Origin of the sequence: Antarcticimicrobium sediminis (assembly GCF_004348975.1) — a bacterium.
Taxonomy (GTDB): Bacteria; Pseudomonadota; Alphaproteobacteria; order Rhodobacterales; family Rhodobacteraceae; genus Antarcticimicrobium; species Antarcticimicrobium sediminis.
Genome location: NZ_SMFP01000009.1, coordinates 55,048 through 70,831, shown reverse-complemented (window position 1 = coordinate 70,831; position 15,784 = coordinate 55,048). Strand labels below are relative to the sequence as shown.

The 15,784-nt window shown below is 62.2% G+C and carries 16 protein-coding genes; 7 read left to right on the top strand and 9 right to left on the bottom strand.

The genetic code is table 11. The annotated features are described in order from the left end of the window. The first annotated feature begins 44 nt into the window (after window positions 1–44). The 3 genes from E1B25_RS14075 to E1B25_RS14065 are packed head-to-tail and all read left to right on the top strand — an operon-like array spanning window position 45 to window position 2,487. Window positions 45–977, top strand: a complete 933-nt coding sequence (locus E1B25_RS14075) for a bifunctional riboflavin kinase/FAD synthetase (RefSeq protein WP_132830153.1) — start codon at window positions 45–47, stop codon at window positions 975–977. Then, complete coding sequence (locus E1B25_RS14070; protein ID WP_132830152.1) at window positions 974–1,444, top strand: YcgN family cysteine cluster protein; 471 nt, start codon at window positions 974–976, stop codon at window positions 1,442–1,444. The genes E1B25_RS14075 and E1B25_RS14070 overlap by 4 nt, the downstream gene beginning before the upstream one ends. After that, window positions 1,444–2,487: a threonine aldolase family protein gene (locus E1B25_RS14065; RefSeq protein ID WP_132830151.1), complete on the top strand. Its 1,044-nt coding sequence runs from the start codon at window positions 1,444–1,446 to the stop codon at window positions 2,485–2,487. The genes E1B25_RS14070 and E1B25_RS14065 overlap by 1 nt, the downstream gene beginning before the upstream one ends. A gap of 11 nt (window positions 2,488–2,498) precedes the next feature. On the opposite strand, the gene E1B25_RS14060 is transcribed toward E1B25_RS14065, so the two are convergent. Beyond that, window positions 2,499–3,323 (bottom strand): alpha/beta fold hydrolase, encoded by an 825-nt coding sequence (locus E1B25_RS14060; RefSeq protein WP_132830150.1) that lies wholly within the window; start codon window positions 3,321–3,323, stop codon window positions 2,499–2,501. Beyond that, the gene (locus E1B25_RS14055; protein WP_132830149.1) at window positions 3,323–3,925 is read right to left on the bottom strand and encodes a 2-hydroxychromene-2-carboxylate isomerase; all 603 of its coding nucleotides are present in this window, start codon (window positions 3,923–3,925) and stop codon (window positions 3,323–3,325) included. Before E1B25_RS14055 ends, E1B25_RS14060 begins: the two co-directional genes overlap by 1 nt. A gap of 107 nt (window positions 3,926–4,032) precedes the next feature. On the opposite strand from E1B25_RS14055, the gene E1B25_RS14050 reads away from it, so the two are divergent. Continuing rightward, on the top strand, window positions 4,033–5,052 hold the full coding sequence (locus E1B25_RS14050) for a ribose-phosphate pyrophosphokinase (protein WP_132830148.1): 1,020 nt from the start codon (window positions 4,033–4,035) through the stop codon (window positions 5,050–5,052). Between the two features lie 19 nt (window positions 5,053–5,071). Here the strand turns inward: E1B25_RS14050 and E1B25_RS14045 are convergent, their stop codons facing one another. The 7 genes from E1B25_RS14045 to E1B25_RS14015 form a co-directional block, all read right to left on the bottom strand. After that, window positions 5,072–5,422, bottom strand: a complete 351-nt coding sequence (locus tag E1B25_RS14045) for an H-type lectin domain-containing protein (protein ID WP_132830147.1) — start codon at window positions 5,420–5,422, stop codon at window positions 5,072–5,074. Between the two features lie 137 nt (window positions 5,423–5,559). Continuing rightward, window positions 5,560–5,976: a F0F1 ATP synthase subunit epsilon gene (locus E1B25_RS14040; RefSeq protein WP_132830146.1), complete on the bottom strand. Its 417-nt coding sequence runs from the start codon at window positions 5,974–5,976 to the stop codon at window positions 5,560–5,562. 11 nt (window positions 5,977–5,987) lie between these two features. Next, window positions 5,988–7,412 (bottom strand): F0F1 ATP synthase subunit beta, encoded by a 1,425-nt coding sequence (gene atpD, locus E1B25_RS14035; RefSeq protein ID WP_132830145.1) that lies wholly within the window; start codon window positions 7,410–7,412, stop codon window positions 5,988–5,990. Between the two features lie 21 nt (window positions 7,413–7,433). Beyond that, on the bottom strand, window positions 7,434–8,306 hold the full coding sequence (locus E1B25_RS14030) for a F0F1 ATP synthase subunit gamma (RefSeq protein WP_132830144.1): 873 nt from the start codon (window positions 8,304–8,306) through the stop codon (window positions 7,434–7,436). A 14-nt stretch (window positions 8,307–8,320) separates the two neighbouring features. Then, complete coding sequence (gene atpA / locus E1B25_RS14025) at window positions 8,321–9,859, bottom strand: F0F1 ATP synthase subunit alpha (protein ID WP_132830143.1); 1,539 nt, start codon at window positions 9,857–9,859, stop codon at window positions 8,321–8,323. Beyond that, entirely contained in the window at window positions 9,860–10,420 is a 561-nt protein-coding gene (locus tag E1B25_RS14020; RefSeq protein WP_132830142.1) for a F0F1 ATP synthase subunit delta, read from the bottom strand. A gap of 283 nt (window positions 10,421–10,703) precedes the next feature. After that, entirely contained in the window at window positions 10,704–11,438 is a 735-nt protein-coding gene (locus E1B25_RS14015; RefSeq protein WP_132830141.1) for a methyltransferase domain-containing protein, read from the bottom strand. A 73-nt stretch (window positions 11,439–11,511) separates the two neighbouring features. On the opposite strand from E1B25_RS14015, the gene gloB reads away from it, so the two are divergent. The 3 genes from gloB (at window position 11,512) to E1B25_RS14000 (ending at window position 15,742) form a co-directional block, all read left to right on the top strand. Then, window positions 11,512–12,279 (top strand): hydroxyacylglutathione hydrolase, encoded by a 768-nt coding sequence (gloB, locus tag E1B25_RS14010; protein ID WP_132830140.1) that lies wholly within the window; start codon window positions 11,512–11,514, stop codon window positions 12,277–12,279. Between the two features lie 176 nt (window positions 12,280–12,455). Beyond that, window positions 12,456–14,780, top strand: coding sequence for an ATP-dependent Clp protease ATP-binding subunit ClpA (clpA, locus tag E1B25_RS14005; RefSeq protein ID WP_132830139.1), 2,325 nt, complete (start codon window positions 12,456–12,458; stop codon window positions 14,778–14,780). Further along, window positions 14,780–15,742 carry a M23 family metallopeptidase gene (locus tag E1B25_RS14000; protein WP_132830138.1) on the top strand — a complete coding sequence of 321 codons (963 nt, stop codon included), beginning with the start codon at window positions 14,780–14,782 and terminating at the stop codon, window positions 15,740–15,742. The genes clpA and E1B25_RS14000 overlap by 1 nt, the downstream gene beginning before the upstream one ends. Window positions 15,743–15,784 lie beyond the last annotated feature (42 nt).

Sequence of the window (15,784 nt, the reverse complement as noted above, 5' to 3'; positions counted from 1 at the left end):
AAGCGCGTCTTGCGCCCGGCGGCGCGGGACGCTAGGCATCGCCTATGCGGATCATTCGGGACTATCAGTTTGTCGAGCCTCAAGATCGTGGTGCCAGCGCCGCGATCGGCAATTTCGACGGCGTCCACATCGGCCACCAATCGGTGATCCAATTGGCGCGCGCGGCGGCACCACAGGCGCCGCTGGGCATCATCACGTTCGAGCCGCATCCACGCGAATACTTCGCCCCGCAAAGCCCGCCCTTCCGGCTGATGCGTCGCGGCGCACGGGCGCACCGGCTGGAAAAGCTGGGGGTCGAAAAGCTCTATGAGCTGAATTTCAACGCCGCCCTTGCCGGGCTCACGCCCGAGGATTTTGCCCGCACCGTGCTGGCCGAGGGGCTGGGCGTGGCGCATGTGGTTGTCGGGGCGGATTTCTGTTTTGGCAAAGGCCGCGCTGGCACCGCCGACGATCTGGTCCGCTTTGGACAACAGATGGGGTTTGGCGTCACCGTCGCGCCGCTGCTGGAACAGTCCGACAACACCATCTCCTCCACCGCGATCCGCACCGCGCTCAGCGAAGGCCGACCGCGCGAGGCGGCGGCGATGCTGGGCCATTGGCACCGGATCGAGGGGGTCGTCATCGGCGGCGAACAGCGTGGGCGCGATCTGGGCTTTCCGACCGCCAACATGTCGATCGAGGGGCTGCACCCGCCCGCCTTCGGCGTCTATGCGGTGCTGGTCGACGTGCTCGACGGGCCACACAAGGGCAGCTATCAGGGCGCGGCGTCGCTGGGTGTGCGGCCCATGTTCGGCGGCGAGGTTCCCAATATCGAAACCTATATCTTTGATTTTTCCGGCGACCTCTACGGCGCCACCCTTTCGGTCGGGCTGGTGGAGTATCTGCGCCCTGAAATGCAGTTCGAAAGCCTTGATGCGCTGATCGCGCAGATGGATGGCGATTGCGCCCGGTCCCGCGACATTCTGGACAAACGATGAGCGACCCTATCGACAGATCCGGCCTGTCCCCGCGCTTTTGGGAACACAAGCCGCTGCGCAAGATGACCGCCCCCGAGTGGGAGGCGCTGTGTGATGGCTGCGGCAAATGCTGCCTGAACAAACTGGAAGACGAGGACACCGGCGAGGTCGAGCTGACCCGCGTTGCCTGTCGGCTGCTTGACGACACCACCTGCCGCTGCGCGCAATACGAGATCCGGCACCAGTTCGTGCCCGAATGCATCGTGCTGCGTCCTGAAAACATTGACGAGCACGCCTATTGGATGCCGCAGACCTGCGCCTATCGCCTGCTTTGGGAGGGCAAGCCGCTTTTCGACTGGCACCCGCTGATCTCGGGCACGGCGGAAAGCGTACATTCCGCCGGCGTTTCTGTACGGAACCGAACGGTGCCGGAATTCGAGATCCCGGAAGAAGACTGGGACGACTACATCATTGAGGAGCCGACCTGATGTTTTTTGCCTCCGACAATACCGGCCCGGTCCACCCCAAGGTGATGGCAGCCCTGGCGCAAGCCAATACCGGCTATGCCTTGGGCTATGGCGCCGATGCGCTGATGGATCAGGTCCGCGACCGTATCCGCACGCTGTTTGAGGCCCCCGAGGCCGCGGTCTTTCTGGTGGCAACCGGAACGGCGGCGAATTCACTGGCTCTGGCGACCCTCGCCAACCCGTGGGACACCATCTTTTGCTCGCCCGTCGCCCATATCCACGAGGATGAATGCAACGCGCCGGAATTCTATTCCGGTGGCGCCAAGCTGACGCTGGTGGGTGACAGCGACAAGATGACAGCAGAAACCTTGCGCGCCGCGATCGAGGCCGAAGAAACCCGTGGCGTACACGGGCCGCAGCGCGGGCCGGTGTCGATCACGCAGGTGACCGAGCGCGGCTCGGTCTATTCGCTGGACGAATTGCAGGGCCTTACCGCTATCGCAAAGGCGTATGAGCTGCCGGTGCATCTGGACGGCGCGCGCTTTGCCAATGCGCTGGTGGCGCTGGGATGCAGCCCGGCAGAGATGACATGGAAGGCGGGCGTTGACGCGGTGTCCTTTGGCGGCACCAAGAACGGGTTGATGGGGGCCGAGGCGGTGGTGTTCTTTGATCCGGCCAAGGCCTGGGAATTCGAGTTGCGCCGCAAGCGGGGCGCGCATCTGTTTTCCAAGCACCGCTATCTTTCGGCACAGATGGACAGCTATCTGCGCGACGATCTGTGGCTGGAGATGGCGCGGCAGGCCAATGCCAACTGCGCGCGGCTGGTTGCGGGGCTGCGCGCGGCCGGCGCGACGTTCCAGCATACACCGCAGGCGAACATGATCTATGTCGCCCTGCCCCGGAGCACGCACCAGCGGCTCAAGGCCGAGGGCGCACAGTATTACCTCAACGATGGTCCGCTTGAGACCGGCGACGGTGCCGAACTGCTGGGATGTCGTCTGGTGTGTGACTGGTCGATCGGTGCCGATCTGATCGACCGCTTTGTCGCCTTGTTGAAGGACTGACCGAGGGTTAGTTAGTCCCCCGCGCGGGCGAACAGCGCCCGCAGATGCGCGGCCACCTCCGCCGGATGGGTGATCGGCAACATATGCCCCGCGCCCTCGACCACGATGTTTTGCGCATCCGGCAGGCGGCCGGCGATGGCATCATTGATCGCTTTCGTCACCCTATGGCTTTCGGTTCCCCGAAGCAGCAGCGTCGGCATCGTCACCCGGTCAAGCTGGCCCGGCTCCAAGATGCCCGCCAAATCGTCATAGAGCGGCGGGCGGCAGACCTGCACAAAGCGGATGCTGCGGATCATTCCGGCGCGGGCGGCTTCGGGCATCTCGTCCCAGCTGGGCCCTGCCCCGCCCCACATCTCGTTGAAAAGCCGCGCCCCCTCGCCGTAGGCGCCGCGGTCCAACTGCTCTGTGAAAGCGGCGGCATCCGCATCGTGTGCGGCAACGCTCTCGGGGTCGTCCTGCATCGCGAAACAGAAATAGACCGGCTCGAGCAAGGTGAGAGAGCGCACCCGCTCCGGATGGGCGACCGCCAACCGCAGCGCCACCGTGGCCCCAAAGGAATGGCCGATCACATCCATCTGATCGGCCATCTGATCGGTAAGAAAACTCTCTGCGATCTCGGTGATGCGGTCCTGCGGATCGCCGCGCCCGTCCCAGTCAGGGCTGCGGCCGTGGCCCAGCATGTCGAAGGCGGTAAATGTCGCCTCCTCCTCCAGTTGCGCCGCCAGCCCGCGCCAGGCCCCGGACTGCGCCAAGGTGCAATGGATCGCCAGAACCTGACGCGAGCCGTGGCCGAAGTGGCGGGAAAAGACCGGCTGAATCCCCCCCTGCCCGTCCATTACAGCCGCCCGGCGAGCGAGGCGCCCAGATCCTCCAACCGGTCCTGTCCCCAGAACTTCTGCCCCGTATCGGTGATATAGAACGGCGAGCCAAACACGCCGCGCGCGGCAGCCTCTTCGAGATTGGCGCCATAGGTTTCGGCCCCGGCCAGCAGCCCGCTATCGCTCAACGCCGGATCAAACCCCGCCTGCTCCAGCGCGTCGCGAATCACAGCATCGTCGGCGATGTCCTTTTCCTCGGCCCAAGAGGCGCACATGATGTTCTGCACCAATGCGCCCAGATCGCCGCCCCCGGCATTTTGCGCCGCAATGATCGCATAAGAGGAAGGCGCCGGGTTGGTCGGCCAATGCGCCGGCTTGAGATGAAAGGGCAGGCCCAGCTTTTTTGCCTGACGCGGCAATTCCTGCGCGCGATAGTCCAACCGCGCCGGGTGCCGTTCGGCCGGGCTGGTTCCGCCGGTCCGCGGGAACAGCGCCATCAGGTCCACGGGTTTATAGGTGATCGTGGCGCCGTTTTCAGCGGCAATTGCTTCCAGACGCGTCCCTGCAAGATAGACATACGGCGAAAGGGTCGAAAAGAAGTAGTCAATATGGTGTGGCATCTTTGCATTTCTCCTGCCGAAATCTTTGCGCGACCGTAAGGCCATGCTAAGCCATGTCAACATCACGATTCTGTCACACAGACCTTGCTCCCCGAGGAAATCAGCCCATGGCCACTTTGAACGAACCCAAGCTTATCGCTGGGAACGCAAACCTTCCTCTGGCAGAAGCGATAGCGCGCCGCATGAGCATGCACCGGGGTGTCAACCTCGGGCTGGTCGATGCCCGCGTCGAACGCTTCAACGACGGCGAGATCTTCGTCGAAGTCTACGAGAACGTGCGCGGCGAGGACATGTTCCTGATCCAGCCAACCTCGAACCCGGCCAATGACAACCTCATGGAACTGCTGATCATGTCCGACGCGCTGCGCCGGTCCTCGGCATCGCGCATCACCGCCGTGATCCCCTATTTCGGCTATGCCCGTCAGGATCGCCGCACCAAGGCGCGCACGCCGATCAGCGCCAAGCTGGTGGCCAACCTGCTGACCGAGGCCGGGATCGAACGGGTGCTGACCATGGATCTGCACGCGGCACAAATCCAGGGCTTCTTCGACATTCCTGTTGATAACCTCTATGCCTCGCCGATCTTCGCGCTCGACATCAAGGCGAATTTCAAGGAGCAGATGAGCGATCTGATGATCGTCTCGCCGGATGTGGGCGGCGTCGCCCGTGCGCGTGAACTGGCCAAACGGATCAATTCGCCGCTGGCAATCGTGGACAAGCGCCGCGAAAAACCCGGCGAAATCGCCGAGATGACGGTGATCGGCGATGTCACCGACAAGGTTTGCGTCATCGTGGATGACATGTGCGATACCGCCGGTACCCTGTGCAAGGCCGCCGAAGTGCTGCTGGAAAAGGGCGCGAAAGAGGTTCACGCCTATATCACCCACGGGGTGATGAGTGGCCCGGCGGTGGAACGAGTGACCAATTCGGTGATGAAAACCTTGGTCCTGACCGACACGATCGAGCCCACGGCAGCAGTGCTCGCGGCGCCCAATATCCGCATCGTGCCAACCGCGCCGATCTTTGCGCAGGCGATCCTGAACATCTGGTACGGCACCTCGGTCTCGTCCCTGTTCGAGGACAAGACCCTGTCGCCGATCTATGAGTCGCTTTACACGATGGACTGAACCACTTGGCGACGGGCGGTCAGTTGATCGCCCAGTCGTCATCGTGATTGAGCGAACCAATCGCCATCCATGCGACGCGAATACGCGCGATACGCGTGTTCATCCAGGTCCGGAAAACGATCTCGCACCCGTCGGGGGTGATGGTGTCCACCGTCAGTTCGGCGCGGATCGCCGCATCGGTATCCGCGTCCAGCAATGAGATCGAGACCTGTACCGCAGGCGGTGCCCGAAAGGGTTCGCTGAACCGGATGGCCCGACGCCGTTCCCGGGGCCCCGCGCCAGTCCACATTTCACCGCCATCCTCAAAATCGGAAAACAGCGGCACATCGCCCTGGTCGATGCCGATGAGGTGATTTTCAAGTCTTTTCATACCGGTCCGCAGTATTGTTCGCAGTGTTGGTCGCACATCAACACAGCAAGCCTGTTTGAACCGCTGTTGTCAAAATAAAACCGGCCCCAAGACGGGGCCGGTTCAAATAGTGGTCAGGCTGCAAAGCCGTCAGGGGGTCACAGGCTCATGTGATCGCCCAAAGCCTCCATGTCAGCCAGAAGCTTGGCCGCGTCGTCCACGATGCTGGGCGCTGTGCCCGAGGCCGCCTTGGCAGCCTCATGCGCGGTGCGGGCCTCGGCAACCATCTCATCAAGATGAGAACGGGTTACTTCGGTCACCGGGATCGCCTTTTCGGCCAGCACCGACATGGTGTCGGTCCCGATCTCAGCAAAACCACCGGTCACGAGAAACTCGGAATTGCCTTCCGGGCTCTCGATCCGCAGCACGCCCGGACGCAGCGTGGTGATAAGCGGAGCATGATCAGGCATTGCCGTCATGTCGCCATCGGCGCCGGGGATCTGGACCGCGCTCACCTGAAGCGACGCGAGGCGGCGCTCCGGGCTGACGAGGTCAAATTGCATTGTATCTGCCATGAGGGCGCTCCTTAAGCGGCGTCAGCCGCCATCTTTTCGGCCTTGGCGATCACGTCATCGATGCCGCCGACCATGTAGAAGGCGCCTTCCGGCAAATGGTCGTATTCACCGGCGACAACCGCCTTGAACGATTTGATGGTGTCCTCCAGCGGAACCTGCACACCGTCAGAGCCGGTGAACACTTTGGCCACGTCGAAGGGCTGGGAGAGGAAACGCTGGATTTTCCGGGCACGGGCCACGGTCAGCTTGTCCTCTTCGCTCAGTTCATCCATGCCGAGAATGGCGATGATGTCCTGAAGCGATTTGTAACGCTGCAGGATCCCCTGCACGTCACGCGCCACCTGATAATGCTCTTCACCAACGATCTGCGGGTCCATTAGACGCGAGGTCGAATCGAGCGGGTCAACGGCCGGGTAGATACCCAGCTCAGAGATCGCACGGTTCAACACGGTTGTTGCGTCAAGGTGGGCAAACGTGGTTGCAGGCGCCGGGTCGGTCAAGTCATCCGCAGGCACGTAGACGGCCTGAATCGAGGTGATAGATCCGTTTTTCGTGGAGGTAATGCGTTCCTGCATCGTGCCCATGTCGGTGGCCAGCGTCGGCTGGTAGCCCACAGCAGAGGGGATACGACCCAACAGCGCCGACACTTCGGAACCGGCTTGGGTAAAGCGGAAGATGTTGTCCACGAAGAACAGAACATCGGCGCCGGTGGCGTCGCGGAACTGTTCGGCCATGGTCAGGCCGGTCAGGGCAATCCGCATGCGGGCACCCGGAGGCTCGTTCATCTGGCCGTACACCAGCGCGATCTTGGAATCGGGCAGGTTGTCCGGGGTCAGAACGCCGGATTCGATCATCTCGTGGTAAAGGTCGTTGCCCTCACGGGTCCGTTCCCCAACCCCGGCGAAGACCGAGAGGCCCGAGTGCACTTTGGCGATGTTGTTGATCAGTTCCTGAATCAGAACCGTCTTGCCCACGCCGGCACCGCCGAACAGGCCGATTTTACCGCCCTTGGCATAGGGGGCGAGAAGGTCAACCACCTTGATGCCGGTGACCAGAACTTCGGCCTCGGTTGCCTGTTCCGAGAATTCCGGAGCGGGCTGGTGGATGGAGCGGTATTCTTCCGCTTCGATCGGGCCTTTTTCGTCAACCGGGTTACCGGTCACGTTAACGATGCGGCCGAGCGTGGCAGTGCCGACCGGAACCGAGATCGGTTTGCCGGTATCGGTCACAGCCTGACCACGGACCAGACCTTCGGTCGCGTCCATGGCGATGGTGCGCACGGTGCCCTCGCCAAGGTGCTGTGCCACTTCCAGCACCAGCCCCTTGCCATTGTTCACGGTTTCCAGCGCGTTCAGAATTTCGGGAAGGGCGTCGTCGAACTGAACGTCCACGACGGCACCAATCACCTGAGTGATTTTGCCTTGTATCTTTGCCATGTTTCGTCTCCGGTTCTTTTTTTACAGGGCTTCCGCGCCCGAAATGATTTCAATCAGCTCGTTGGTGATAACGGCCTGACGCGAGCGGTTGTACTGGATGGTCAGCCTGTCGATCATATCGCCCGCGTTGCGGGTGGCATTGTCCATCGCGCTCATCCGTGCGCCCTGTTCCGAGGCCCCGTTTTCCAGCAGCGCGCTGAAAATCGCGGTGGCCACACCCTTGGGCAGAAGATCAGCCAGAATGGCCTCTTCGTCGGGCTCGTAATCATAGAGCGTGCTTTCGCCCTCGGCCGTCGCATCGAACTTGGCCGGGATGATCTGCTGCGCGGTCGGCACCTGTGTCACAACGTTGATGAATTCGGCGAAAAAGATCGTCGCTACGTCGAATTCTTCCGCGTCGAAACGGTCGAGGATGTCCTTGGCGATGCCCTGCGCGTCGGCATAGCCCACCCGCTTGACCTCGCCCAGGTCCACATGGCCAACGAAGTACTTGCCGAAATCGCGCTTGATGGCGTCCCGACCCTTCTTGCCAACGGTCAGGATCTTGACCGTCTTGCCCTGGGCCGTGAGCTTTTCAGCATGACCACGGGCCAGTTTGGCGATGTTGCCGTTGAACCCGCCGCACAGCCCCCGTTCGGCCGTCAGAACGACCAGGAGATGAACCTGGTCGCTGCCGGTGCCGCGCAGAAGCTTGGGCGCGCTGTCACTGCCCCCGACCGACGCGGCCAACCCCGCCATCACGGCATTGAACCGTTCAGCATAGGGCCGGGCCTCGACAGCGGATTCCTGGGCGCGGCGAAGTTTCGCCGCGGCCACCATCTGCATGGCTTTTGTGATCTTGCGGGTCGATTTGACCGACTCGATCCGATTTTTAAGGTCTTTGAGACTTGGCATTGCCTTATCTCTCCTTAAGCGAAATCAGCGGCGAACTCGTCGAGCGCGGCTTTGACACGATCAGCGGCTTCGCCTTTGATCTTGGGATCTTCGGTGGTGATCCAGTCCAGCACATCCTGACGCTTGCCGCGCAGATAGGCCAGCAGGCCCGCTTCGTAACGACCCACGTCCTTGACGTCGACTTTGTCAAGATACCCGTTGGTGCCAGCGAAGATCACGCAGACGATCTCGGCGTTGGACAGCGGCGAATACTGCGGCTGCTTCATCAGCTCGGTCAGACGCGCACCACGGGCCAGCAGCTGCTGGGTTGCGGCGTCAAGGTCAGAGCCGAACTGCGCAAAGGCCGCCATCTCGCGATACTGGGCCAGCGACAGTTTCACCGGGCCAGCAACCGAGGACATCGCCTTGGTCTGGGCCGAAGACCCCACCCGCGACACCGACAGACCAGTGTTCACAGCAGGACGGATGCCTTGATAGAACAGTTCGGTTTCCAGAAAGATCTGGCCGTCGGTGATCGAGATCACGTTGGTCGGAATGAACGCCGAAACGTCGCCACCTTGGGTTTCGATGATCGGCAGCGCGGTCAACGAGCCCGAGCCGAAATCTTCGTTCAGCTTGGCCGAACGCTCCAGCAGGCGGGAGTGCAGATAGAACACGTCACCCGGATAGGCTTCACGCCCCGGCGGACGACGCAGCAACAGCGACATCTGACGATACGACACGGCCTGTTTGGACAGGTCATCATAGATGATCAGCGCGTGTTTGCCGTTGTCGCGGAAATATTCGGCCATCGCGGTGGCGGTATAGGGCGCCAGATACTGCATCGGCGCCGGCTCGGACGCGGTTGCGGCAACGATGATCGTGTAATCAATTGCGCCGGTCTCTTCCAGCTTCTTCACCAGCTGCGCAACGGTCGAGCGCTTCTGACCGATCGCGACGTAGACACAATAGAGCTTCTTGCTCTCGTCGTCGCCGGCTGCATCGTTGTACGATTTCTGGTTCAGAATGGCGTCGAGCGCCACGGCGGTCTTGCCGGTCTGACGGTCGCCAATGATCAGCTCGCGCTGGCCACGGCCGATCGGGATCATGGCGTCGACCGATTTCAGGCCGGTTGCCATCGGCTCATGCACCGATTTACGCGGGATGATGCCGGGTGCCTTGACGTCGGCAACGCCGCGGGCTTCGGTCTTGATCGGACCCTTGCCGTCAATCGGGTTGCCCAGACCGTCAACAACGCGGCCCAACATGGCTGCGCCGATCGGAACGTCCACGATGGAGTTGGTCCGCTTGACGGTGTCGCCTTCCTTGATGTCCCGGTCAGAGCCGAAGATCACGATACCGACGTTGTCGGCCTCAAGGTTCAGCGCCATGCCCATGATGCCGCCGGGAAATTCGACCATCTCGCCGGCTTGAACATTGTCGAGACCATAGACGCGGGCAATACCATCCCCCACGCTGAGCACGCGGCCGATTTCCGCGACCTCGGCATCTTGACCAAAATTCTTGATCTGGTCCTTTAGGATTGCAGAAATCTCTGCAGCTTGGATACCCATTTATCCGACCTCTTTCATTGCATTCTGGAGGGAGTCGAGCTTGGAGCGGATCGAGGTATCGATCATCTTCGAGCCGACTTTAACGACAAGACCGCCAATGAGGCTTTCATCGACGGTCGCATTCACATTCACGGTTTTGCCAACGCGTGCGGTCAGGGTCTTGGCCAGCTTGTCGGCCTGCGCCTTGGTCAGCGCCTTGGCCGAGATCACGTCCGCGGTCACTTCGCCACGCTCTTCAGCGACCAGATCGCGCAGCGCGACGATCAGCTGGGGCACAACGAACAGGCGACGTTTCTGCGCCATTAGCGCCAGAGACTTGCGCAACACCTCGGTGACGCCCATCTTTTGCGCCACAGCGGTGATCGCCGCTTCCTGTTCTGCGCGCGCATAGAGCGGCGACGCCATCAGGTCGCGAAGATCGGCACTGTCATCCAGCGCGGCGGCCAGATCGTTCACGCCGGCCTCAAGACCGGCAAGGTCGTTGTTCTCTTTCGCGATCTCGAAGATCGCTTTGGCATAGCGCTCGGCGATACCTGCGGAAATCGAAGCTGGTTCGGACACGTCCACCCTTCCGACAATTGGCCCCGGTTGGCCGCGAGACGGGCGTCCGGGGGCGTGAAAAACGACCCGCCTTTCGGCAGGTCGGAGAAATCAGCGTCGAGATAACAGAGCGCACCCAACCCCGCAACAACCTATAGCGATAACAGCCGATCCCATTCTGTTATTTTTTTCATGTAGTTAGCCAAACTAGAGCCGTTTGCCCGAAAACCGGACAAAAAAAAATGCGGCTTTTGGCTGATTCCTGAGTGAAATTGCAGGCCGATTGGGCACGGATGGCACCCGATCAGGCCGGTTTGGCCAGCCCATCCAGCGCCTTGACCGGACGCCGCGCCAGATCCTTGACCACGGTTCCGCGTGGCGTCGGCACCCGCTTGGAAACCTCGACCATGAGCACACCGCCGACCAGCACCGTCGGCAACCGCCGCCCCATCCGCTCCAACAGCGGGCCAGAGCGCAGCCAGAACCGCCGGGCCGAGGGCGGCTGGTACAGCGCGGCGCGATAGCGCTCGGGCAGGAACTGGTGTTGTTTCAGCTGCACCTCCAACTGGCCCAGCGTATAGGGTCGGCCATAGCCAAAAGGCGTGCGATCACTGCGCGACCACAGACCCGCCCGGTTTGGCACGATGAACAGCGCCTTGCCGCCCGGCCCCAACACCCGGAAACATTCATCCAACAGCTGCGCCGGGCGATCCGAGGTCTCAAGCCCGTGCATCACCACCAGCTTGTCCACATGCCCCGTCTCAAGCGGCCAGAGCGTTTCTTCGGACAGGACCGAAACATTGGGCATCCCCGCAGGCCATGGCATCACCCCCTGCGGTCCGGGCATCAGCGCCACAACCCGGCGGGCCTCCGCCAGATAGGGGCGCAACAACGGCACCGCGAATCCGAATCCCGCAACGGATCGTCCCTTGGCCTCGGGCCACAGATCAAGCATCGCCATGCGGATCGTAGCCTGCGCCGCCCGGCCCAGAGTACTGCGGTAGTAGAAATTGCGCAGATCCTGCACATCGAGATGCATTGCGGGTGCCCGTTCGATCAGCCAATCTGGGGCAGAATAGCAATGACACCCAGCATTGAAAGGGCGAAAGCTCATGCCTTTGGAGATCCTCACCATTCCCTGCCTGTCGGACAACTATGCGTTTCTGGCGCATGACGCGGCCAGCGGCGAGACCGCGCTGATCGACGCCCCCGAGGCGGCCCCGATTCTTGCGGCATTGGCAGACACCGGATGGCGGCTGACACAGGTACTGCTGACGCATCATCACTGGGACCATGTCGAGGGGCTGGCCGAAATCCTCGCAGCCCATCCGGCCAAGGTCACGGGGGCCGCCGCCGACGCCCACCGCCTGCCGCCGCTGGGGGCGCAGGTGTCAGAAGGGGATTGTGTACAGATCGGGGCCGAAACCGGACAGGTGATCGACGTCTCGGGTCACACGGTGGGCCATATCGCCTATTTCTTCCCCGACACCCCCGCGGTCTTTACCGCCGACAGCCTGATGGCGCTGGGATGCGGCCGGGTGTTCGAGGGCACCATGGCACAGATGTGGGCCTCGCTGTCCAAGCTCGCCGCCCTGCCCCCGGAAACCGTGGTCTATTCCGGCCACGAATACACCCAGGCCAACGGGCGCTTTGCCGCGACCATCGATCCGGACAACCCCGCGCTGCAACAGCGGATTCGCGCCATTGCAGCCGCGCGCGAGGCCGGGCGGCCCACCGTGCCCTCGACGCTGGAGCTGGAATTGGCGACCAACCCCTTCCTGCGCGCCGCTGACGCCCGAATTCAGGCGAATCTGGGCATGACGGGGGCTGATGCGGCAGATGTTTTCGCGGAAATTCGCGCGCGCAAGGACAGGTTTTAAGGCGGCACAAAGGCTCAGCGCAGCGTGCTTTCGGCGAAAAGTGATGGCAAAAATGCAGAAAAACCTTGAAGCTGGGGCCCGATCAACCAAACTCTAATACTATAAAGACATGGTTGGCCTTGGAGATCAGGCGCAAGCGCGATCTCCCACCCGACCCAGATAAGAGGAGCACCAACGTGCCTTCATTCTCGAGCACCCTAGAACAGGCCATCCACGCAGCCCTCGCACTCGCCAACGAGCGGCGGCATGAATTCGCGACGCTGGAGCATCTGCTGCTGGCGTTGCTGGACGAACCCGACGCCATCCGTGTCATGAAGGCCTGCAGCGTTGATCTGGGCGATTTGCGCAACACGCTTGTCGACTTCATCGACGAGGATCTGTCGAATCTGGTCACGGATGTCGACGGCTCCGAAGCGGTGCCGACTGCCGCCTTTCAGCGCGTCATTCAGCGCGCCGCGATCCACGTCCAAAGCTCGGGTCGCACCGAGGTCACCGGTGCCAATGTCCTTGTCGCCATCTTTGCCGAGCGGGAATCGAACGCCGCCTATTTCCTGCAAGAGCAGGACATGACCCGCTATGACGCGGTGAACTTCATCGCACATGGTGTTGCAAAAGACCCCGCTTTTGGCGAATCGCGCCCGCTTCAGGGCTCGAACGAAGACGAAGACGACGTGCACAGCACCGCCCCCGAGGTGGACAAAAAGGAAAGTGCCCTTGGCAAATATTGCGTCGATCTGAACGCAAAATCGCGCGAGGGCGAAATCGACCCGCTGATCGGGCGCGATCTTGAGGTGGAGCGCTGCATTCAGGTGCTGTGCCGCCGGCGCAAGAACAACCCGCTGCTGGTGGGCGATCCCGGTGTCGGCAAGACCGCCATCGCGGAAGGGCTTGCGCGCAAGATCGTCAAAGGCGAGGTGCCGGAAGTCCTGTCCAAGACCACGATCTATTCGCTCGACATGGGCGCACTTTTGGCCGGAACCCGCTATCGCGGCGATTTCGAAGAACGCCTCAAGGCCGTCGTGACCGAGTTGGAGGAACATCCCGACGCGGTGCTTTTCATCGACGAAATCCATACCGTGATCGGCGCTGGCGCAACCTCTGGCGGGGCAATGGATGCCTCCAACCTGCTGAAACCTGCCTTGCAGGGCGGCAAGCTGCGCACCATGGGGTCAACCACCTACAAGGAATTCCGCCAGCATTTCGAAAAAGACCGTGCGCTGGCGCGCCGGTTCCAGAAGATCGACGTGAACGAACCCACCGTCGATGACACCGTCAAGATCCTCAAGGGGCTGAAACCCTATTTCGAGGAACACCACGGGGTGAAATACACCGCCGATGCGATCAAGACGGCGGTGGAACTCTCGGCGCGCTATATCAACGACCGCAAACTGCCCGACAAGGCGATCGACGTGATCGACGAGGCCGGTGCGGCGCAGCATCTGTTGCCCGAAAGCAAACGGCGCAAGACAATCGGCACCAAAGAGATCGAAGCCGTGGTGGCCAAGATCGCCCGCATCCCGTCCAAGAGCGTGTCCAAGGATGACGCCGCGGTGCTCAGGGATCTGGAGAAATCGCTCAAGCGGGTGGTGTTCGGCCAGGATCAGGCGATCGAGGCACTTTCCAGCGCGATCAAGCTGGCACGCGCCGGCCTGCGCGAGCCCGAAAAGCCGATCGGCAACTATCTGTTTGCCGGGCCGACCGGCGTCGGCAAGACCGAGGTCGCCAAACAACTGGCCGATACGCTAGGGGTGGAGCTGCTGCGCTTTGACATGTCGGAGTATATGGAAAAGCACGCTGTTTCCCGCCTGATCGGCGCGCCCCCGGGCTATGTCGGGTTCGATCAGGGTGGCATGTTGACCGATGGGGTCGATCAGAACCCCCATTGCGTGCTGCTGCTGGACGAGATGGAAAAGGCGCATCCGGATGTCTACAACATCCTGTTGCAGGTGATGGACCACGGCAAGCTGACCGACCACAATGGCCGGACGGTGGATTTCCGCAACGTGATCCTGATCATGACCTCGAACGCCGGGGCCGTTGAACAGGCCAAATCCGCCATCGGGTTCGGCCGCGACCGCCGCGAAGGCGAGGATACCGCCGCAATCGAGCGGGCCTTCACGCCGGAATTCCGCAACCGTCTGGATGCTGTGATCTCCTTTGCGCCGCTGCCGAAAGAGGTGATCCTGCAGGTGGTCGAAAAGTTCGTGCTGCAACTGGAGGCGCAGCTTCTGGATCGTGGCGTGGCCATCGAACTGACCCGGCCCGCAGCCGAATGGCTGGCCAACAAGGGCTATGATGACAAGATGGGTGCGCGCCCGCTGGGCCGCGTGATTCAGGAGTACATCAAGAAGCCGCTGGCCGAAGAATTGCTGTTTGGCAAGCTGGCCAAGGGCGGGGTGGTCAAGGTGGGAGTCAAGGACGGCAAGCTGGATCTGCGCATCGACGGCCCCGACAAACCCCGTCTGTCGGGCGACAAGCCGCCGTTGCTGACTGCAGAATGATGCGGGCAGCGCTGACCGTCCTTTGTCTTTCGCTCGCCGCGCCCGTCGCGGCGAGCGACCTCGCTTTGACCCTGCCGCTGACCTGCGATCTGGGCGAGGATTGCCATATTCAACAATACGTCGATGCCGATCCCGGCCCCGATGCCCCGGATTACCGCTGCGGCACGCTCAGCTATGAGGCCCACAAGGGCACTGACTTCGCGTTGCGCGATCTCTCGGCGATGGCTGCCGGAGTGCCGGTTCTGGCCGCCGCCCCCGGCGTCGTGATCGCCCTGCGCGATGGCATGGAGGACGGGGTCTATGCCCGCGGCGACACGGCGGCCGTTGCGGACCGCGAATGCGGCAACGGCATGGTGATCAGCCATGGCGACGGCTGGGAGACCCAGTATTGCCACCTGCGGCGCGGCTCGGTTCAGGTCACCAAGGGGCAACGTGTTGCGCGCGGCGCAGTGCTGGGCACGGTAGGGATGAGCGGCAAGAGCCAGTTTCCCCATGTGCATCTCTCGGTGCGCCAAGATGGCAAGGTCATCGATCCCTTTGCGCCAAAGGCCGCACAGTGCGGCGCGACGGTCGGGCCGGATCTGTGGCAGGACACCCCCGTCTATGAACCGGGCGGGCTGATCGCCGCCGGATTCTCGGACAGCATACCCAGCTTTGATGCGATCAAGGCCGGGCGAGCGGCGGTTGATGGGCTGGCCCCGGACGCACCGGCGCTGGTGCTTTATGGCTATGCCTTTGGCGGGCAGACCGGCGACGTGGTCGAGATTGCAATCGACGGACCGGACGGACGGATCATCGCCCATGACATCCAGCTTGAAAAAAATCAGGCACAGCTGTTCCGCGCGGCGGGCAAACGTCAGCCGCAGGGCGGCTGGCCCGCTGGCCGCTATAGCGGCACGGTCCGGATGCTGCGCGATGGCCAGGTGATTGACCGCGAAGAGGTCGCGATCACCATCGACTAAACAGGCTTCAGCACCTGCGCAGCTGTTCCCATCGCAACGGAA